Source organism: Streptomyces sp. NPDC014734 (assembly GCF_043083325.1).
Lineage (GTDB): Bacteria > Actinomycetota > Actinomycetes > Streptomycetales > Streptomycetaceae > Streptomyces.
Map to the genome: position 1 here is coordinate 107747 of NZ_JBIBYN010000004.1, position 18930 is coordinate 126676.

Genomic DNA, 18930 nt, shown 5'->3' on the forward strand with positions numbered 1-18930 from the left:
CGATCCGCAATGCACCGATCCGCAATACGCCGATCCGTGACGTCCCGGTGCGTGATGTCCCGGTGCGTGGCGTTCCGGGTCCGCGGATGCCCGCGGCGGTCCGCGACGGCCCGTGCCGGGTGGCGCACGGCCCGCGACGCGCGCTGCGTAGGGTGGGAGCCACCCGGACAGCCCAGCCCGGTGAACGTAGCGAAGGGACGCGTCACATGGCCATCGAGGTCGGCACCCAGGCCCCGGATTTCGAGCTGAAGGACAACCACGGCCGGACCGTGAAGCTCTCCGACTTCCGCGGCGAGAAGAATGTCGTGCTGCTGTTCTACCCGTTCGCCTTCACCGGCGTCTGCACGGGTGAGCTCTGCGCGCTCCGCGACGAACTCCCGAAGTTCGAGAACGACGACACCCAGCTGCTCGCCGTCTCCAACGACTCCATCCACACCCTGCGTGTCTTCGCCGAGCAGGAGGGCCTCGAATACCCGCTGGTCTCGGACTTCTGGCCGCACGGCGAGACGTCGCGGGCATACGGCGTCTTCGACGAGGAGAAGGGCTGCGCGGTGCGCGGCACGTTCATCATCGACAAGGAGGGCGTGGTGCGCTGGACCGTCATCAACGGTCTGCCCGACGCACGCGACCTCAACGACTACATCAAGGCGCTCGACGCGCTCTGATCCGCGACCGGGTGGATCCGTGGCCCGCGCGGACGGAACCGTGACGCGCGATCGGTTGATCTGCGGGCAACCCGTCCGAAAGGCTGCTTCCGCGGGGAACCGGTCACTAGGATCCACTCGTTGATCGGATGCCAACGCAACGTGGAGGCGCCGGCGCCCGCCGGCCCCCAAGAACACCAATGGGAGGACTCGTGGGAGTCAGCCTCAGCAAGGGCGGCAACGTCTCGCTGACCAAGGCCGCGCCCAACCTGACCGCCGTGATCGTCGGTCTCGGCTGGGATGCCCGCACCACCACCGGTGGTGACTTCGACCTCGACGCCAGCGCCCTGCTGACGAACGCCCAGGGCAAGGTCGGCAACGACAGCAACTTCGTCTTCTTCAACAACCTCAAGAGCCCCGACGGCTCCGTGGAGCACACCGGTGACAACCTCACCGGTGAGGGCGAGGGCGACGACGAGGTCATCAAGGTCAACCTGGCCTCCGTTCCGGCCGACGTCGACAAGATCGTCTTCCCGGTCTCCATCTACGAGGCCGAGACCCGCCAGCAGAGCTTCGGCCAGGTGCGCAACGCGTACATCCGCGTGGTCAACCAGGCCGACAACAGCGAGCTGGCCCGCTACGACCTGAGCGAGGACGCGTCGACGGAGACCGCGATGGTCTTCGGCGAGCTGTACCGCAACGGTGCGGAGTGGAAGTTCCGCGCCATCGGTCAGGGCTACGCCTCGGGGCTGCGCGGCATCGCGCAGGACTTCGGCGTCAACGTCTGAGAGGGCGGGCCGGGCCCGGCCCGGTCCACGCGGGAAAACACGGCCCGTCCGGGGGCCGCACTCCGGTGCGGCCCCCGGACGGGCTCAGCAGTCGGTTCGACAGACGGTTCATCGATTCGGGGAGGACCACACCATGGGCGTCACGCTCGCCAAGGGAGGCAACGTCTCCCTCTCCAAGGCCGCACCCAATCTCACCCAGGTGCTGGTCGGTCTCGGCTGGGACGCGCGATCCACCACGGGCGCCGATTTCGACCTCGACGCCAGCGCACTGCTGTGTCAGTCGGGCCGGGTGCTCGGCGACGAATGGTTCGTGTTCTACAACAACCTCACGAGCCCCGACGGCTCCGTGGAGCACACCGGGGACAACCTGACGGGCGAGGGCGAGGGCGACGACGAGTCCGTCATCGTGAACCTCACCCAGGTTCCGGCACATTGCGACAAGATCGTTTTCCCGGTCTCCATTCATGACGCGGACAACCGGGGGCAGGCCTTCGGCCAGGTCAGCAACGCGTTCATCCGAGTGGTGAACCAGGCGGACGGCCAGGAACTCGCGCGTTACGACCTCACCGAGGACGCGTCGACGGAGACCGCGATGATCTTCGGCGAGCTCTACCGGTACAACGGCGAATGGAAGTTCCGGGCCGTGGGGCAGGGGTACGCATCGGGCCTGCGCGGGATCGCTCTAGACTTTGGGGTCAACGTTTCGTAAAGCCGCGCACGGCGCGGGGGAGACCCGTTACATACACGATGGGGTAGCCAGTGCTTCTGAAAACCTTCGGCTGGTCGTTCGCGGTTACCGCGCTCGGCCTGGTCGCAGCGGTGATCTACGGGGGGTGGGAAGCCTTCGGAGTGGTGGCGATCCTCTCCGTCCTCGAAATCTCGCTGTCCTTCGACAACGCGGTGGTCAACGCCGGAATTCTGAAGAAGATGAATGCCTTCTGGCAGAAGATCTTCCTCACGGTCGGTGTGCTCATCGCGGTCTTCGGCATGCGACTGGTCTTCCCCGTCGTGATCGTGGCCATCACGGCCCAGATCGGGCCCATCGATGCGGTCGATCTCTCGTTCAGCCAGCCCGAGCGCTATCAGGAACTCGTCACGGACGCCCACCCGGCGATCGCGGCGTTCGGTGGCATGTTCCTGCTGATGATCTTCCTCGACTTCATCTTCGAGGAGCGTGACATCCAGTGGCTGCGCTGGATCGAGCGTCCGCTCGCCAAGCTCGGCAAGGTCGACATGCTGTCGGTCTGCATCGCGCTGATCGTGCTGCTGATCGCGGCCATGACCTTCGCGACCAACGCCCACCAGCACGGTGGTGGTCACGCCAACAAGGCGGAAACCGTTCTGCTGGCAGGGGTCGCGGGTCTGATCACCTACCTCATCGTCGGGGGTCTCTCGGGATACTTCGAGAACCGGCTGGAGGAAGAGGAGGAGAAGGAGCAGGAGGCCGAGGAGGAGGCCAGGAAGAGCGGAAAGAAGGTTTCCGCGATCGCGCTCTCCGGCAAGGCCGCCTTCTTCATGTTCCTCTATCTCGAAGTGCTCGACGCGTCCTTCTCGTTCGACGGCGTCATCGGCGCCTTCGCCATCTCCAACGAGATCGTGCTGATGGCGCTCGGCCTCGGCATCGGTGCCATGTACGTCCGTTCCCTCACGGTCTACCTGGTCCGGCAGGGCACCCTCGACGACTACGTCTACCTGGAGCACGGCGCCCACTACGCCATCGGCGCCCTTGCCGTCATCCTCCTCGTCACCATCCAGCACCAGATCAACGAGCTCATCACCGGCTTCGTCGGGGTCGCGCTGATCGGCTGGTCCTTCTGGTCCTCGGTCCGGCGCAACAAGGCGCTGGCGGCCGCGGGCGGGGACGACGAACAAGGTTCCGAGGCGGAAGTCCCGTCCGGGGTGTGACCCGGTAGGGATTGAGGAACGCTCTCAGCGGGGCGGTCCGTGCGGCGACGGTTCTCCGGGAGCACCCGGAACCGGCCCGGCGGCCGCCCCGCAGTGGTGTGGACGGCCACCGCCGGACGGCGGACGGCCGCAGGGCCGGCGCACTTTCGACCGATACGCGTGGGGGTAGGGGATGGGGTTCCTGGAGAACCTGCGACCGGGGCGGCAGTCGCCGTTCGAGTCGAGCAGCAACGCACTGACCAGCTCGATCGTGCTGTCCAAGCGGCACTCCACGGTCTCGTTGACCAAGGAGGGGGCGCTGAGCGGCAACCTGCGGGTCAATCTCTCCTGGCGGATGCGCACGTCCGACATCGAGGGCCGGTCGCGGCAGGGCGGCCGACTGCTGCGGCCGTTGAAGCTGTTCCAGCCCGATGTCGTCCAGGCGCACACCCAGGGCATGGTCAACGTCGACCTGGACCTGGGCTGCATGTACGAGATGAAGGACGGCACCAGGGGAGTGGTGCAGCCGCTGGGCAACCTCCTCGGTGATCTGAACGCGGTGCCGTACATCCGGCTCAGCGGCGACGACCGCTTCGGGGCGCCGTCGGGCGAGACCGTGTACGTCAATCTCGACCAGCGCGAACAGTTCAAGCGACTGCTGTTCTTCGTCTACATCTACGACCAGACACCGGCCTTCGACCGCACCGACGCCAAGGTGACGCTCTACCCGGGCAACGGGCAGCAGATCGAGATCGAACTCGACGAGCACGCCCCGGAGGCCCGTTCCTGCGCGGTGTTCACCGTGGACAACACCAAGGACGAGTTCCTGGTGCGGCGCGAGGTGAAGTTCGTCTACGGCTTCCAGTCGGAGCTGGACCGCATGTACGGCTGGGGCCTGCAGTGGGGGCGCGGCTACAAGTCCCGCACCTGAGCGCGGCACCGGATCACAGCGGTGCGGGACGGGACCGGCCCCGTGGCCGGTTCGGTCCGGCGAGGCGTCCGGCGAGGCGCCCGGTACGGTCTCACTGCCGCACGAACTGCGGTCCCTGCGGAGGCAGCACGAAGTTCGGGTCGGGCGCGGGCGCCGCGACAGCCGAGGGCTGCGGATAGCCGTGGGCGGGCCGGGGGACGGACGCCTGCGGGTATCCGTACGAGGGCTGCGGGACCGCCTGTGCCGCCGAGGGCTGCGGGTATCCGTAGGCGGGCTGCTGGTGCTGGACCGTGACCTGTGAGTCGGGCCCGGACGCCGGGGTGGGCGGGAAGGCGGGCGCGGGCGGCGGGAAGGCAGGGGCGGCCATCGGCTCGGGCACCACCGCTGCCGGGGACGCGGGGGGCGGGGACGCCGCTATGGGAGGCGGTACGGGCACCGGCGCAGACGTGGCGGTGCCGGGGGCCGGCGACGTCGTGGCGGGCTGTGCCGAGGCCTCCGTCTCGTCGACCGAGATGCCGAAGGCGGTGGCAAGTCCGACCAGTCCGGTCGGATAGCCCTGCCCGACGGCCCGGAATTTCCAGCCATCACCGCGCCGGTAGAGCTCACCGCAGATGATCGCCGTCTCCTCGCCGGTCTCCGGCCGTACGTCGAAGACGGCGAGCGGTTCCTCACCGGACCCGGCCGTGTCGTACAGCAGGATGCGCAGATCGTGCACCTGGGCGAACGCGGCCCCGTCGGAGGAGGCGGCGATGATCACCTGGTCGACCGTCGGGTCGAGCGCGGTGAGGTCCGCCTCGATGCTGTCCGTGAGCCCCTCGGGCACACTGCGCTTCGGCAGCCGTCGTACCAGGCCGGAGGGGTGGCGGGGCTGGTTGTAGAAGACGAAGTCCTCGTCCGAGCGCACGCGGCCGCCGGTTCCCAGCAGCAGGGCCGAGGCATCCACGTCCGGTACCCCGGTGCCCGGTGTCCAGCGCAGCACGGCCCGTACGGCCATGGCGTCCAGAGGGACGTTCGAGCCCTTCACCATCGCGTGCGTCATGCCCGTCATCCTGCCTGCTGGCTGCCCGTGCGGACAACGCGGGGGGCATACGGGATGTCCCGGCGGCGTGTCGGAACCGGGCCGTCCGCGGCACGACGGGTCGTCGGGAAATGGACGAGTTACCCGGAGTTCATGCCCTTGGGGAACTGTTGACACTCGTTCGTACGTACTATTACCGGCCATACGTTGTTCGGTTCAGTCAGGTAGTTCGGGGGAATCACATGCGTCATTTCGGGCATATCGCGCCCGCGGTGCGAGAGAGGTTGTTCTTCCGGGAGCCGTGCGCGTTCGGGCCGGATTCACCTGCCCGCATGCTCGCGGCGGCACTGGGAGCGACCCTCTACAGCCCCGCCACCAGGCCGAGGCTCGCCGACGACGTCATCAAGCAGGCCGGACGCGGAGTCGTCTCGATGGTGCTGTGCCTGGAGGACTCGATCGACGACTCCGAGGTCGTCGGTGCGGAGGAGAACCTGGTCGGCCAGTTCGCCGACCTCGACGCGCGTGGCGCCGAGGTGCCGCTGCTCTTCATCCGGGTCCGGGAACCGGACCAGGTGGTCGACCTGGTGCGCCGCCTCGGTGATGCGGTCCGATTGTTGTCCGGTTTTGTACTTCCGAAATTCACCGAAGAGCGTGGCGTGCCCTTCCTGGAAGCCCTCGGACAGGCCGAAAAGGCATGCGGGCGGCGTCTGTTCGCGATGCCCGTTCTCGAATCTCCCGAGCTGCTGCATCTGGAAACCCGTCGGGAAACGCTCCAAGGAATAGCCGGTACGGTCGACAAGTACCGGGAGCAGGTGCTCGCGCTGCGGCTCGGGGTCACCGACTTCTGCTCGGCCTACGGGCTGCGCAGGGCGCCCGACATGACGGCCTACGACGTACAGATCGTCGGCTCCGTCATCGCCGACGTCGTCAATGTGCTCGGCCGCGCGGACGGTACGGGCTTCACGATCACCGGACCGGTCTGGGAGTACTTCCGGCTCCAGGAGCGCATGTTCAAGCCGCAGCTGCGCCGCAGCCCCTTCCTGGAGGGCCGGGTCGAGGAACTGCGCACGGCGCTGATCGAGCACGACCTGGACGGCCTTCTGCGCGAGATCGAGCTCGACCGCGCCAACGGCCTCCTCGGCAAGACCTGCATCCACCCCTCCCACGTCGCCCCCGTGCACGCGCTGTCCGTGGTCAGCCACGAAGAGTTCAGCGACGCCCGGGACATCCTGCGCCCGGAACGCGACGGCGGTGGTGTCATGCGCTCCGCGTACACGAACAAGATGAACGAGGTGAAGCCGCACCGGGCCTGGGCCGAGCGGACGCTGCAGCGGGCCGAGGTCTTCGGCGTGGCGAGGGAGGACATCGGCTTCGTGGAGCTGCTGGCCGCGGGCGTCGTGGAATGAGCGCCCCTCGGAGTGCTCCTCGTACACGGGTGGCGCCTGGCCGGGGGCCGGGAACGGATCGCCAGGGAGCGGAGCACTCCGCGTACGCGGGTGGCGCGGGGGATGGAGAGGACGGAGGTGACCGAGGGGTGCAGGACGCGCGAGGCGCACAGGAGGCACACATGACGCAGGTGACGCAGCCGACGCCGGTGATGCCGGTGACGCCGGTTGCACAGGCGACGCAGACAACACCGGAGACGCACGGGACGGATGAGACGACGGCCGGTGCGGTGTGGTCGGGCAGCTGGGTGACGGCACGCCTGGGCGTCGAGCTCTCCGGTGACGGACGTCCCACCGGCGACCGGGAGCTGCGGGAACTGCTGGGTCTCGCCCTGCGCCGCAACCCCAAGCGCGCCCACCTGCTCGTGTCGAACGTGCTCGGCAAGCACGTGCCGCAGAAGCCGTCCGTGGTGTACGGCGCCGGTTTCGAGCTGGGCCGGCAGGTGCGCGACCTCCTCGGCGAGGAAGAGGCGGGCCGGGCGGTCGTGGTCGGTTACGCGGAGACGGCCACCGGTCTCGGGCACGCGGTCGCCGACGGGCTCGGCGTGGCACCGTACCTCCACTCGACGCGCCGCCCCGTCGACGGTGTGGAGCGCGCGGGCGGCTTCGAGGAGGCGCATTCGCACGCCACCTCGCACCTGCTCCTCCCGGAGGACCCGGATCTGCTGGCTGCCGGGCGCGGTCCGGCGGACGGCGGCGACCCGGCGAAGACTCCCGCCGCCGCGCCGCTCGTGCTGGTGGACGACGAGTTCTCCACCGGCAACACCGTGCTCAACACCATCCGCGTCCTGCACGGGCGGTATCCGCGCGACCGGTACGTCATCGTGGCCCTGGTGGACATGCGCTCGGCGGCCGACCGGGTGCGCCTCGCCGAGTTCGCCGCGGAGATCGGCGCCCGCGTCGACCTGCTGGCACGCGTCTCGGGCACGGTGACCCTCCCGGACGGCGTCCTGGAGAAGGGCCGGGCGCTGGTCGAGGCCCAGGAACGTGCCGACCGGCCAGGGACCGGAGCCGGATCCGGAGCCGGGGTCGGGGGCGGGGGCAAGGTTGGGACCGGGGCCGGAGCCGTACCGGCGTCCGACGCTGGTGGTGCGTCCGGCGTGTCCGACGCGGGCGACGTGCCCGACGCGGGCGACGTGCCCGACGCGGCCGGCCGGAGTGTCCGGCGGCCGGTCACCAGGGTCGACCTCCGCTGGCCCTCCGGTGTCCCCGACGGCGGACGGCACGGTTTCACCCCCGCCCACCGGACCACCCTGGAACAGGCTCTTCCCGCCATGGCCGACCGTATCGCCGCCGCCCTCGGCGACGCCCGGCGCGTGCTCGTCCTCGGCTTCGAGGAGCTGATGTACGCCCCGCTCCGATTGGGCACGGCCCTGGAGGAATGCTCCGACGCCGAGGTGCGCTACTCGACGACCACGAGGTCCCCCGTCCTCGCCGTGGACGATCCCGGCTACGCGATACGCACCCGACTCGTCTTCCCAGCCCACGACGACCCGGCCGACGGGCCCGGCGACCGGTACGCGTACAACGTCGCGGGCGGCGGGTTCGACGCCGTCGTGGTGACCGTCGACTCCACCGCGGACACCCCCGCGCTCCATGCCCCCGACGGCCTGCTGGCGCGGCTCGCCCCCCACACCGGGCACGTCCTGCTCGCCGTCGTCCCCTCCTACGTCCCGTCGTACGCCGCCGCTCCGCGCGACGCGTCCGGCCGGCCCTCGCCCGCCACCGAACGGCAGGAAACCCCCGTGCTGCCCGAGCCCCTTCGCGGACCCGCCTTCTCCTCCTACGCGCCGGACGACGTCGGCTGGCTGCTCCAGGACTTCTCGCACGTCGAACTGGAGGCACCCATCGAGGAGCGCGAGGAGGCGATACAGGGAGGCGGCGCGCACTACGCCGAGTCGCTCCCCGTCGAGTACCAGCCGTCCGCGCGGTACCAGAGCCTGTTCGAGGCGGCGCTGGAACTGTCGGCCGCCCGCGTCGCCCGCGCCGTCGGTACCGTCACGGAGACGATCCTCGCCGAGCGCACACCACGCCCCGTCCTGGTCTCACTCGTCCGGGCCGGTACCCCCGTCGGGGTGCTCATGCGGCGCTGGGCCCTGCACCGGCACGGTCTCGACCTGCCGCACTACGCCGTCTCCATCGTGCGCGGCCGGGGCATCGACGCCAACGCCCTGCGCTGGCTCGCCGCCCACCACGACCCGGCCGATGTCGTCTTCGTCGACGGCTGGACCGGCAAGGGCGCGATCACCCGCGAACTCTCGGCGGCACTCGCCGAGTTCGACGGCTTCGACCCCGAGATCGCGGTACTTGCCGACCCCGGCGGCTGTGTCCGCACCTACGGCACCCGTGACGACTTCCTCATCCCGTCGGCCTGTCTCAACTCCACGGTGTCCGGGCTGGTCTCGCGCACCGTCCTGCGCTCCGACCTGGTCGGCCCCGACGACTTCCACGGCGCGAAGTTCTACCGGGAACTCGCCGACAGCGATGTGTCGGGTCACTTCCTCGACTCCGTCGCCGCCCGTTTCGACGAGGTCGCCGACGCCGTGGACGCCGACGTCAAGGAGTTGCTCGCGGCCGACCGCGCGCCCACCTGGGAGGGCTGGACGGCCGTGGAGCGCATCAGCGAGGAGCACGGCATCCACGATGTGAACCTGGTCAAGCCCGGCGTCGGCGAGACCACACGAGTCCTGCTGCGCCGGGTCCCGTGGAAGGTCCTCGCCAAGCGCGGCGCGGGCGCGGACCTCGATCACATCCGGCTGCTCGCCGAGCAGCGCGGGGTACCGGTCGAAGAGGTCGACGAACTCCCTTACACCTGTGTCGGGTTGATCCACCCGAAGTACACCAGGGGCGCCACGGGCGCGGACGGCAGGGCGGTGGAGCCGAAGTGACCACCCCGGAAACCCCGGCCGTCCCGGACGCTCCCGTGACGCTGGTCGCCAGCGACCTCGACCGCACCCTGATCTACTCCGCGGCCGCGCTCCGCCTCCGCATGCCGGACGCCGCGGCGCCGCGGCTGCTCTGCGTGGAGGTGTACGGGAACAAGCCCCTCTCCTACCTGACCGAGACGGCCGCGGCACTGCTCGACGACCTGGCCCGGGCCACGGTCTTCGTCCCCACGACCACCCGCACCCGCGAACAGTACGGACGGATCCGTCTGCCCGGCCCCGCGCCGCGCTTCGCGATCTGCGCCAACGGCGGGCATCTGCTCGTCGACGGCGAGTCCGATCGCGACTGGCACGCGCGGGTCACGCGCAGGATCGCTTCCGAGTCCGCCCCGCTGGCCGAGGTCCGGGCCCACCTCCTGGCCGCCGCCGATCCCGCCTGGCTGCTCAAGGAACGTGTCGCCGAGGACCTCTTCGCATACCTGGTCGTCGAACGCTCGTCGCTGCCCGGGGGCTGGGTCGAGGAACTGGGGGAGTGGGCGGGGAACCGCGGCTGGACGGTCTCCCTCCAGGGACGCAAGATCTACGCGGTGCCGGGTCCGCTCACCAAGAGCGCCGCCATGCGCGAGGTGGCCCGGCGCACCGGCGCCACGCTCACGCTCGCCGCCGGTGACAGCTTCCTCGATGCCGACCTGCTCCTCGCCGCCGACCTCGCCTGGCGCCCGGCCCACGGCGAACTCGCCGACACCGGCTGGAGCGCCCCGCACGTCCGGGTGACGGCCGAGGACGGGGTGGCGGCGGGCGAGGAGATCCTGCGGCACTTCCTGAGAGCTTCGGGGACGCGTACCCTCCCGGACCCGCCTCCGGACTCTCTTCAGGACCCGCTTCCGGAGCGGGTCCGCTGACCGTCGATCGCCAACGCGCTCCTGTTCACCGGCGCGTTCCCGGTCACCGGCACCTTTCTTCACCGGCACGTTCCCGGTCACCGGATTTCGAGCCCGGCCACCGGCTCATGGGCCCGGCCACCGGCTTCATGGGCCCGGTTGTCGGCGTGCCGCCGGTCGGTCCTCAGCCGCAGCAGCCTCCGCCGCAGCAGCCGCCCCCGCCCCCGCCCCCGGCCGACGGGGCGGCGGGCGCCGACTTGGCGGACGACCCGCCCACGGCGACGGTGGAGAGCAGCTTCACGGTGTCGGAGTGACCCGCAGGGCAGGCTGCCGGATCCGAGGACTGGGCCATCGGGCGGCTGAGTTCGAACGTGTCTCCGCAGGAGCGGCAGCGGTACTCGTAACGAGGCATGATCCCAGGCTATCCGGCACCGACCGACTCGGGACAGACTGGTCAGGGACGGCGGACCACGGGCATCGTCGTCGCCCTCCGCCGCAGCCGGAGCTCGCGCTCGACCTCCTCGGGGTGGCGTGCCCTCCAGTACGGGTTGTCGTGCGGAAGCCCACCGCTGACCCGCCCGTACATCCCGAAGACCATCAGCATCAGACCGACCACAAAGCTGAACAGCACGTTCTGGAGGTGGAAGGCGAGGAAGTTGAAGTCCGTGTCGAGCAGCGCGAGGTTGACGAAGCCGCTGAGGACGAAGGCGACACCCAGAACCATGTTGAGTGACGAGGCGAAGTTGCCGCCGATCACCATCCCGATGAACAGCAACAGGCCGACACAGATGGACAGGACGCTGAGGGCGCCATTGGTGTTGAGGCCCGCGACGGTGGCGCCACCGGTGCTGAAGAAGCCGATCCTGTCGATCAGCCCCAGGATGCCGAAGCAGAGCAGCACCAGACCCATGAGCCCCGCTCCGACCCGGTAGACACTGTTGAGCCGGTGATCGACCGGCAGATGCTTGTCGAGCGGGCCGGCCGTGCGACGGCGAGTGGCCCGGCGTCCGGTGGTGGGCAGCGCGTGCGTGACCATGGCGGCCTCCTTCGGGCGTACTCCCAGGATCCGCCCGCGGTCCTGCCGTCGCACGTCAGAGACCGCGCGACCCGTGCGACCGGCCCGGACGACGTACCGTGCCGTGCGGACGGCGTGCCGTGCGGCACGGAGTCGTGCGGCACGGAGTCGTGCGTCGTACGGCGCGACTCCGGTACGAACCGGGCGCGGACCGGGCATGCATCGAGTGCGAGCCGGGCGCGGGCCGGGCGTGCATCGAGTGCGAGTCGGGCGCGGGCCGGGCGTGCATCGAGTGCGAGTCGGGCGCGGACCGGGCGTGCATCGAGTGCGAGCCGGGCGCGGACCGGGCCCGAGCAGTTCGTGAGCAGGGTGCGGACCCGGCGTGGATCAGATGCCCGCCCCGCGCTCCTCGCGGATCTCCGAGACCACTCGCGCGGCTGTCTGCCGTACGGCCTCCGTCTCGGTAAGGAAATGCCAGTAGTCGGGGTGGCGCCCCTCCAGCCCCGCGACGGCGCGCTCCAGCCGGGCCACGGCATCGTCCAGCGGACGGGCATGGCGCCGGTCGGGGGTGGAGCGCCCGGCCATGGCCAGACGCTGGGCGTCCCTGATCGTGAACTGGGTCCGCTGGATCTCCTGCTGCGGGTCCTTGGCCACCTCGTTCAGCCGGTTCAGCCGGTCACCTGCCATGGACACGGCGTCGTCCGTGGCGTTCAGCAGGGCGCGTGCCGTACTCAGACGCGAGGTGGCGTCGGCCCAGCGCTGCTCGTCGCGAGCCCGGGTGGCCTCCTTCAGTTTCTCCTCGGCCTGCCGCACCTGCTCCGCCGCCTGCGCGGGCACGGGCTGCAGATCCTGCCAGCAGGCAGCCGAGAAACGGCGCCGCAGTTCACTCAGCACCGGTTCCACCGAACCGGCACGGGTGGTCAGCGCCTGGGCCCGCGTGCGCAGCGAGACCAGCCGGTGATCGATCTCCGCCGCCCGTTCGGGCAGCCGGGAGGCTTCGGCCCGTACCGCCTCGGCGTCGCGGAGCACCCGGTCGGCGCGCTGCAGGGTTTCTGCGATGCCGTGGCGGCCGGCGCCCTCGTTGAGCTTGGTCAGTTCGGGGGCCAGGGCCGCCAGCCGTGCGGCGAGGTCGTCCGCTCGCAGTCCGGACGCCCGCACCGAGTCGAGAGCGTTGCTCGCACCGAGGAGCGCCTGCCGCGCCCGCTCAACGGCGGGCGCGAGCCGGGCGAGCTGTGTCTCCGCATTGTCGAGGAGCGGCCCGAGGCCCTGCGCGAACCGGTCCAGGTCGCCCTTGACCCGTACCAGCTCGTCCCTGGCCGCGGTCAGCTCCGTTCCGGCACGGGTCGCGACGGATGGTTCCAGGTCGTCCCGGTCCAGGTCGTGTGCGTCGACCGCGGTGATGTACCGGTGGCTTACCTCATCGATCCGCCGCCCGAGAGCGGCGAAGTCGTCGAGGACCGTACGCGCCGCGGGCGAGCTGTCCACCGCGGTGATCGTCTCGATCGAGATCCGCAGGTCGCGCTGGGCCGTGTCCAGCTCGTAGAAGGCCGCGGCGGCGGCGTCCTTCGCGGCCTGCGCGTCGGCACGCCTGCTCTCCCCGCGCCCGCCGAACCAGCGCCTCGTGCCCCCACCCGCGAACGCGGCCGGAAGGGCCGCCGCGAGCAGCGGAACCGGCAGCAGCACCAGCGCCAGGGCATCCCCGACCCCCCTGGCCACGGACCCCCTGGCCACGGACCCCGTGCCGACGGATTCCCTGCCGACGGATTCCCTCGGGCCGAGGCGTTTGATGCCGAGGCCCTTGATACGGGTGATACCGGGACCCCTGACGCCGAAGCCCTTGCTCCCGGAACCTCCGGTGGTTGAACTCCTGACGACGGAACCACCACCCGCTCCCGCCCGCGGCCGCGCGTGTGTCGCCGTCACATCCCTCTCCCGTGCCGTTCCGTCCTGCCCGGTACATTCTCCCACCAGGTAAGGACGAACACACGGGACGATCAGTTCGCACTTCGAACAGTGATCCGTCCGTTGTTGCTGCTGGCCTTCACCACGTGAGGGCTGTCGTCGCTGCGGGGCGCTTCCACCGAGACGTGTCCGTTGCGAGCGGCGGCACTCACCGCGTACGTCGTGGAGCCGTTCGGCAGGCCGATGACGGTGCTCCCGTTGTGGGCCCGGGTTTCCACGAGATCCGGTACGGAGCTGAAGTCGAGCCGCATGCTGCCGTTCTCGGACCGCGCCGAAACGGACTTGGCGGAGATCCCTTCCGCGGTGATGGCCCCGTTGTGGGTCTCCAGCGCCAGTTTTCCGCTGGAGTTCCGGACGGTGACCCCGCCGTTGCGGTTGTTCAGCGTGAGGGAGGTGTCGAAGCCGGACGCGGTGACCTTTCCGTTCCCGTTCTTGATGACCACCGCCACGCCGCGCGGTACCTTCACCTGGTGCCGCGCGGCGCAGTCGCTGATGAGCGCCCGGCACTTCACCTTGAGCGTGAGCGTGCCGTCCTCCATGCCCCACTGCGGGTCCGGTCCGTTCCCGGCGACCACCCAGCCGTCGACGCGACGGGTCACTTCGACCTTCCGTACATCGGCCGGTTCGATCTCCAGTGCCGTGTTGCCGGACTCCACGGTCAGCGTCCTGCCGGAGAGCGCGAACGACTTGTGTTCGGCGGGCGCGTCCCCGGGGTCCGTACTGCCGCAGCCGGTGAGGACAGCCCCCAGGATCACGGCCCCGCTCGATGCGACGAGAGCGCGGGTGTGCAGCGCCACGATGATCATTCCCCCCAAGTTCGGACGGGTCTCCCCGACGGTGTGGCATCACCGTACGTACGCCGTTCCGGCGCGGGAATCCGGGCGACCACCGCAAGCGGGGTGGGGATAACCCCCCGCACGCCGCCCCACTCCCGGGCCCCGCCACCCGGTCTTCCCGGGCCCCGCCGCCCCGTGGCTGTCGCCCGTGGCCCCGAAATGCCGTCCGGAAGCCTCGCGGGAACCTCGTCCCGGAACCGTTTGTGACCGCGGGTGGTCCGCCATGTAGGCTGTTGCCTCATCCACGGGTGCGTAGCTCAGGGGTAGAGCGCTGCTCTTACAAAGCAGATGTCGGCGGTTCGAAACCGTCCGCGCCCACGATAGGTGATCGCAGGTGAGAGCCTGTTTCGGTCCCCCGGACGATCATGTCCGGGGGACCTTTTCGCTCATCGCTTTCGTTCGCGGGGACCGGAAACACAGGGGGCTGGGTGGAGCATGTCGTCCTTCGATACGGAGTGGACGCAGCTCAAGCAGGGAGTGGTGAGGGCGAGGACGAATCTCGCGAGTACCACCGTCGCAGGAGGCGCGGGCGACGCCGACCTGGTCAGTGACAAGAAGGTCTGGAACCGCGTCGGCAGAGATGTCGGCGGCCTGGCGGTGAATACGGACAAGGCCGGGAATGCTCTGAAGGCGGCCCAGGAGGGTGCTGCGGCCACCAGTCTGGAGAGCGCGGCGGCCCAACAGGAGTTGTGCCAGTCATGGACGCGCTATCTCAAAGACTTGACGGGGAAGTGCCGTTCGCTCCAGGGACTGTTGGAGAAGGCGGGCAAGGATCAGTACGACAACGACCAAGACTTCGCCGACGAGTTGGCCAGGCTCAGCGGACGATACAAGGACACACCTGCCACAGGCGGCAGCGATGGTGGGAAGTGAGTCCGGGACATGGATTTCGCATCGCTCAAGGCGCTCAAGCCGTCCGAAATCTCCGACGCGGCCGACGGGTACCAGTCGACCAGCAGCATGGCCGATCAGGCACGAGCGGATGCCGAGGGGCAGATTGCGGCGAGGTTGCAGGCGGGCCTCAGCGGAGTTGCCGCCATGGCCGCTCTTGGACAACTCCGCGAACTGGCGAAGAACTTCCACTACACACAGGTCGAGTGCGGCCTCGTTGCGACCTCCCTCAACGCGCTGGCAGCCGCGCTGACGGAGGCCAAGAGGAAGCTGGACGCTGCTCTGGACGACGCCAAGAGCGCCAAGTTCAGAGTGGGTTCGGACGGTTCGGTGACGTATCCCCCGGACGGCACGGAAACGGATGGGCGACTACCCGCCGGGGGTACTGTCACTGGTGGCGCGCGCGGAAACGCGTCCCACGCTCCCATCGACCCGGTGCGGGATGCCAACGACGCCGCCTCCGCCCTGGAGCGCCAAGCAGCGAACATGCACCCCAATCCGAACTTCGGCCGGGCCGTGGAGATCGCCAACCGCATCGCGCGGGCCGTTGCCGAAGCCACCGAGGCCGACGCGCTCTGGGCCCCCAAACTGCGCCGGCTCAAGGCCGACGACGATCTCAAGGTCTCCGACAGCGACTGGGCCGACGTCCGGAGAGACACGGATGACGTCCGCAGGGGTGCGCAGAGCTATCTGCACGAGATCGAGGGACCTCCCGAGGGAGGTGACACGAAGGCGAATGCCGAGTGGTGGAAGGGGTTGGCGCCGGATGAGCAGGATGCGTACATGTCCTTGAACGCGGCCGAGGTGGGATCCTTGGACGGGCTGCCCGCCGCAGTCCGTGACGAGGCCAACCGTACCGTGCTTGCCGAGAAACGGGCCGAGTGCGACATTCGTCTCCGGGCGATCCCCGAGGAGCCGCAGAAATATGTCCCTTCCGGACGGGACTATCCGGCGGTGGTGACCAATCCGGCCTGGTCGGAATGGGACAGAAAGTATGCCGCCGAGAAGGAGGAACTGGAGAAGGTGCGCCAGGGGATGGTCGCCATCCAGAACCGTTTCGATGCGACGGGGAAAGAGGGGCTTCCGCCGGCCTTCCTGCTCGGTTTCGACACCGCGGGCGGCGGTCGCGCCATCGTGGCGAATGGCAACCCGGATACTGCCGACCATACGGCGGTATTCGTCCCCGGGACATACACCGACATTACGAAGACCGAGAGCTACGTCGGACATATGGCGAGGCTCTGGAAGGAGAGCCAGGCGCAGGTCCCCGGTCAGGAGGTCTCCACCATCACGTGGATCGGATACGACGCGCCGCAGAGCATCGTTCCGGCGGCGATGGACCAGGAATACGCCGACGAGGCGGCTCCCGCGTTGAACCGGTTCATGGCTGGACTGGAGACCAGTCAGGGTGGCGACGGCGCGAGTCACACCACGGTCATCGGACACAGTTATGGAACGACCGTCGTGGGTGCGGCGTCGGAGCAGGGCAACCTGCGCACCGACGACATCGTCGCGGTCGCCAGTCCGGGCATGTTGGTCGGTCATGCCGATGATCTGGACGTCGAGGAGGGGCACGTGTGGTCCGAGGCGGCCTCCACCACGAAGGACCAGGTTCCGCTGGGTGGCAAGCTCGCCGGGCTCGGCGGTGACAGCGACCTCACACCGTGGGTCGAATGGCTGCCCTTCGGATACGCGTGGTCCTCGAACGTGCCCTCCGACGAGGATTTCGGCGCCAATCTCATGACGACCGATGCCAAGGATCACGGAGACTACTGGAGAGAGGGCTCATCGAGCCTGGAAAATCAGGCGCACGTTGTCACCGGTGGCTACGACAGGGTCAAGCGTGAATGAGGCGAAGGATGCGGATGGCGGCCGCAGAAATTCCAGGAAGAGGGTTGCGGCTCTTTCCTTCCTCCTTTTCGGATCACTGTCTTTGCTGTCTGTGGGGTGCTCGAACGTGAAGGAACTCGACTACAAGCCTGTGAGGATGGATACCGATCCGGCCCGCGCGAGGACGAAGGCGGTTTCGAGCCGTCTGCTGGAGATGACCGGGGTCAAGGGCAAGGTGACGGAGCCGGGCCCGAGCGTGTCCCGCTGTGAGGAGTACGGGGATGACCTGTTCTCCCTGAGGCACCCGTGGTCGCTGTACGACCTCTCGGGGGAAGACGTCGACCGGGGCATGAGCAATCTGCGCAAGGCGCTCGACCGGGACGGTTGGAAGATCCTCAAGGACGGCAAGGCCGACAGCAGGGCACAGGACCCCGAGATCTACGCAGAGAACAAGGCCGAGCAGTTTGATGTGCACGTCACCGGTGTCAAGAGGGCGGCCCGCGGAGACACCATGATCACCTTCACGGTCGTCTCCGCCTGTTTCCGTGCCGCGTCCTCAGAGGCCCTTGACGGCCAGTACTGAGCGAGCCACCCGTGTGTCCCACGGGCCACGGGCGCGAGCGTGTTGCGCGGGGCCCGCGCCCGTGGCGGCCGGTCCGGCGAGTGCCGTGACCGGGCCGGGTCAGATGGGCCAGCGGAGGCCGCGGAGCAGCCGGTAGGTGACCGTCGCGGGGGCGGACGCCTGCACTTCGAGCTTCAGCTGCACGTTCTTGTCGAGCTGTCCCGGGCGGGTGAACGTCGCGTTGAGGACACCGGATTCCGGGATGACGCCGCCGTCCTGCGGGAGGTCGAGGGACGGCCGCTTCGTGGCCAGGGTCAGGTCCTGGAAGCGGCCGATCACGCTCGTGCCCGGCTTGCCGGTCACCTGGACGTAGGCGGTCACCTGATACCGGCACGGGCCCTGGGCCAAGGCGGTGTCGGCCGCCATCCGCAGCAGCGTCCACGTACCGGCCGCCAGCTTCGGTCCGCCGGCCTCCACCTCGGGCTTGATCAGATCGGGCACGTCGTTCTCCTCCTGGGTGGGGGGCTCGGGGGCGGGCTTGCCGGGGCTCCAGCTCGCCGGGTGCTTCAGCCGCTCGGCCACATCGGTGCGGAGCTGGACCATGGTGAAGCCGCGTGGGTCGACCTTGTCCGACGACCACTCCAGGTGGCCGATCACGGACTTCGCGGACCACTTGTGCGCGCGGCACAGCGCGGCCTGGACGCGGACGATCGCGTCGTACTGGGCCTTGGGCCACGGGTCCTTGCCGTCGCCGAGGTTCTCGCACTCCCAGCCGTAGAACCGTGCGTTGCCGTCGACCCCGTTAGCGTTGCCCTTCGTGGGCGGGGTCGGGCGGCTGCCGTACGACTCGGCGATCACCTGCTCCAGCACGCGGGGGTCGCCGCCCCCGGCATGGTTGGCGCGGCCCCAGCCGACCATGTGCACCCGGCCGTCCTTCGCGATCATTCCGTGGCACAGCGGTCCGGGCAGGGATGAGTACCCGTCACGGACCATGGCCACCGTGGCAGCGGTGCCCTTGGTGACCGTGTGATGCACGATCGAGCCGTTGATCGGCCCCCACGCACCCTTCGAATTGCGATTGTGCGTCCGCCAGTTGCCGACCTCGACAACACGGACGCCCTCTGCGCGCAGCGCGGATATGACCTGCGCGGCGCTCAGTGGATTTGCCACGGATTCTCCTTTCACCTGCGGTGTACGCGACATTCCGGAACCGGTCCATGACGTGGTTGGCCGACTCGTCGACCGGCTTCGCCCCTCTCCACCCGGACATCGGAAGTACGGACCGATCCGTGTGGAATCCGTCGCTGTCACCCTGTACTTCGTGCCGTTCATCAACATATGGGCAGACATGGTCCGTC

General features: G+C 69.2%; 17 protein-coding genes and 1 tRNA gene. 12 read left to right on the forward strand and 6 right to left on the reverse strand.

Annotation, left to right across the window (positions count from 1 at the left end; translation table 11 throughout):
* Positions 1–206: 206 nt before the first annotated feature.
* From ACF1CT_RS09165 to ACF1CT_RS09185, 5 genes are all read left to right on the forward strand, one after another.
* The gene (locus ACF1CT_RS09165; RefSeq protein ID WP_391783153.1) at positions 207–665 is read left to right on the forward strand and encodes a peroxiredoxin; all 459 of its coding nucleotides are present in this window, start codon (positions 207–209) and stop codon (positions 663–665) included.
* A 191-nt stretch (positions 666–856) separates the two neighbouring features.
* A complete protein-coding gene (locus tag ACF1CT_RS09170; RefSeq protein ID WP_391783154.1) occupies positions 857–1432 on the forward strand; it encodes a TerD family protein in 576 nt (191 codons plus the stop codon).
* A 133-nt stretch (positions 1433–1565) separates the two neighbouring features.
* Positions 1566–2141 (forward strand): TerD family protein, encoded by a 576-nt coding sequence (locus ACF1CT_RS09175; protein WP_391783155.1) that lies wholly within the window; start codon positions 1566–1568, stop codon positions 2139–2141.
* Between the two features lie 50 nt (positions 2142–2191).
* The gene (locus ACF1CT_RS09180) at positions 2192–3337 is read left to right on the forward strand and encodes a DUF475 domain-containing protein (RefSeq protein WP_391783156.1); all 1146 of its coding nucleotides are present in this window, start codon (positions 2192–2194) and stop codon (positions 3335–3337) included.
* A 172-nt stretch (positions 3338–3509) separates the two neighbouring features.
* Positions 3510–4247: a Tellurium resistance gene (locus tag ACF1CT_RS09185; RefSeq protein ID WP_391783157.1), complete on the forward strand. Its 738-nt coding sequence runs from the start codon at positions 3510–3512 to the stop codon at positions 4245–4247.
* A 91-nt stretch (positions 4248–4338) separates the two neighbouring features.
* On the opposite strand, the gene ACF1CT_RS09190 is transcribed toward ACF1CT_RS09185, so the two are convergent.
* Positions 4339–5286, reverse strand: coding sequence for a TerD family protein (locus ACF1CT_RS09190; RefSeq protein WP_391783158.1), 948 nt, complete (start codon positions 5284–5286; stop codon positions 4339–4341).
* 221 nt (positions 5287–5507) lie between these two features.
* Here ACF1CT_RS09190 and ACF1CT_RS09195 point away from each other — a divergent pair, with 221 nt between their 5' ends.
* The 3 genes from ACF1CT_RS09195 to ACF1CT_RS09205 all read left to right on the forward strand — a co-directional run bounded on the left by ACF1CT_RS09195 (position 5508) and on the right by ACF1CT_RS09205 (position 10497).
* On the forward strand, positions 5508–6671 hold the full coding sequence (locus ACF1CT_RS09195; protein ID WP_391783159.1) for an HpcH/HpaI aldolase/citrate lyase family protein: 1164 nt from the start codon (positions 5508–5510) through the stop codon (positions 6669–6671).
* Positions 6672–6832: 161 nt separating this feature from the next.
* Entirely contained in the window at positions 6833–9598 is a 2766-nt protein-coding gene (locus ACF1CT_RS09200) for a phosphoribosyltransferase (protein WP_391783160.1), read from the forward strand.
* Positions 9595–10497 carry an HAD family hydrolase gene (locus tag ACF1CT_RS09205; protein WP_391783161.1) on the forward strand — a complete coding sequence of 301 codons (903 nt, stop codon included), beginning with the start codon at positions 9595–9597 and terminating at the stop codon, positions 10495–10497. Before ACF1CT_RS09200 ends, ACF1CT_RS09205 begins: the two co-directional genes overlap by 4 nt.
* A gap of 163 nt (positions 10498–10660) precedes the next feature.
* Here ACF1CT_RS09205 and ACF1CT_RS09210 read toward each other — a convergent pair whose 3' ends face one another.
* The 4 genes from ACF1CT_RS09210 to ACF1CT_RS09225 form a co-directional block, all read right to left on the reverse strand.
* Positions 10661–10888: a zinc ribbon domain-containing protein gene (locus tag ACF1CT_RS09210; protein ID WP_391783162.1), complete on the reverse strand. Its 228-nt coding sequence runs from the start codon at positions 10886–10888 to the stop codon at positions 10661–10663.
* A 42-nt stretch (positions 10889–10930) separates the two neighbouring features.
* Complete coding sequence (locus ACF1CT_RS09215) at positions 10931–11512, reverse strand: DUF4383 domain-containing protein (protein WP_391783163.1); 582 nt, start codon at positions 11510–11512, stop codon at positions 10931–10933.
* Positions 11513–11878: 366 nt separating this feature from the next.
* Complete coding sequence (locus ACF1CT_RS09220; protein WP_391783164.1) at positions 11879–13414, reverse strand: hypothetical protein; 1536 nt, start codon at positions 13412–13414, stop codon at positions 11879–11881.
* 71 nt (positions 13415–13485) lie between these two features.
* Positions 13486–14259, reverse strand: coding sequence for a DUF4097 family beta strand repeat-containing protein (locus ACF1CT_RS09225; RefSeq protein ID WP_391783165.1), 774 nt, complete (start codon positions 14257–14259; stop codon positions 13486–13488).
* 276 nt (positions 14260–14535) lie between these two features.
* Here ACF1CT_RS09225 and ACF1CT_RS09230 point away from each other — a divergent pair.
* The 4 genes from ACF1CT_RS09230 (at position 14536) to ACF1CT_RS09245 (ending at position 17593) form a co-directional block, all read left to right on the forward strand.
* Positions 14536–14607: transfer RNA gene (locus ACF1CT_RS09230), tRNA-Val, on the forward strand.
* Positions 14608–14724: 117 nt separating this feature from the next.
* Positions 14725–15162 carry a hypothetical protein gene (locus ACF1CT_RS09235; RefSeq protein ID WP_391783166.1) on the forward strand — a complete coding sequence of 146 codons (438 nt, stop codon included), beginning with the start codon at positions 14725–14727 and terminating at the stop codon, positions 15160–15162.
* Positions 15163–15171: 9 nt separating this feature from the next.
* A complete protein-coding gene (locus ACF1CT_RS09240; protein ID WP_391783167.1) occupies positions 15172–17031 on the forward strand; it encodes an alpha/beta hydrolase in 1860 nt (619 codons plus the stop codon).
* Positions 17024–17593: a hypothetical protein gene (locus tag ACF1CT_RS09245; protein WP_391783168.1), complete on the forward strand. Its 570-nt coding sequence runs from the start codon at positions 17024–17026 to the stop codon at positions 17591–17593. The genes ACF1CT_RS09240 and ACF1CT_RS09245 overlap by 8 nt, the downstream gene beginning before the upstream one ends.
* 99 nt (positions 17594–17692) lie before the next feature.
* Here ACF1CT_RS09245 and ACF1CT_RS09250 read toward each other — a convergent pair whose 3' ends face one another.
* On the reverse strand, positions 17693–18742 hold the full coding sequence (locus ACF1CT_RS09250) for an N-acetylmuramoyl-L-alanine amidase (RefSeq protein WP_391783169.1): 1050 nt from the start codon (positions 18740–18742) through the stop codon (positions 17693–17695).
* Positions 18743–18930 lie beyond the last annotated feature (188 nt).

Coding starts and splice junctions, on each gene's coding strand:
- ACF1CT_RS09200 (WP_391783160.1), top strand. CDS start 6,833: ATGACGCAGGTGACGCAGCCGACGCCGGTGATGCCGGTGACGCCGGTT.
- ACF1CT_RS09195 (WP_391783159.1), top strand. CDS start 5,508: ATGCGTCATTTCGGGCATATCGCGCCCGCGGTGCGAGAGAGGTTGTTC.
- ACF1CT_RS09165 (WP_391783153.1), top strand. CDS start 207: ATGGCCATCGAGGTCGGCACCCAGGCCCCGGATTTCGAGCTGAAGGAC.
- ACF1CT_RS09240 (WP_391783167.1), top strand. CDS start 15,172: ATGGATTTCGCATCGCTCAAGGCGCTCAAGCCGTCCGAAATCTCCGAC.
- ACF1CT_RS09175 (WP_391783155.1), top strand. CDS start 1,566: ATGGGCGTCACGCTCGCCAAGGGAGGCAACGTCTCCCTCTCCAAGGCC.
- ACF1CT_RS09235 (WP_391783166.1), top strand. CDS start 14,725: ATGTCGTCCTTCGATACGGAGTGGACGCAGCTCAAGCAGGGAGTGGTG.
- ACF1CT_RS09210 (WP_391783162.1), bottom strand. CDS start 10,888: ATGCCTCGTTACGAGTACCGCTGCCGCTCCTGCGGAGACACGTTCGAA.
- ACF1CT_RS09215 (WP_391783163.1), bottom strand. CDS start 11,512: ATGGTCACGCACGCGCTGCCCACCACCGGACGCCGGGCCACTCGCCGT.
- ACF1CT_RS09185 (WP_391783157.1), top strand. CDS start 3,510: ATGGGGTTCCTGGAGAACCTGCGACCGGGGCGGCAGTCGCCGTTCGAG.
- ACF1CT_RS09225 (WP_391783165.1), bottom strand. CDS start 14,259: ATGATCATCGTGGCGCTGCACACCCGCGCTCTCGTCGCATCGAGCGGG.
- ACF1CT_RS09190 (WP_391783158.1), bottom strand. CDS start 5,286: ATGACGCACGCGATGGTGAAGGGCTCGAACGTCCCTCTGGACGCCATG.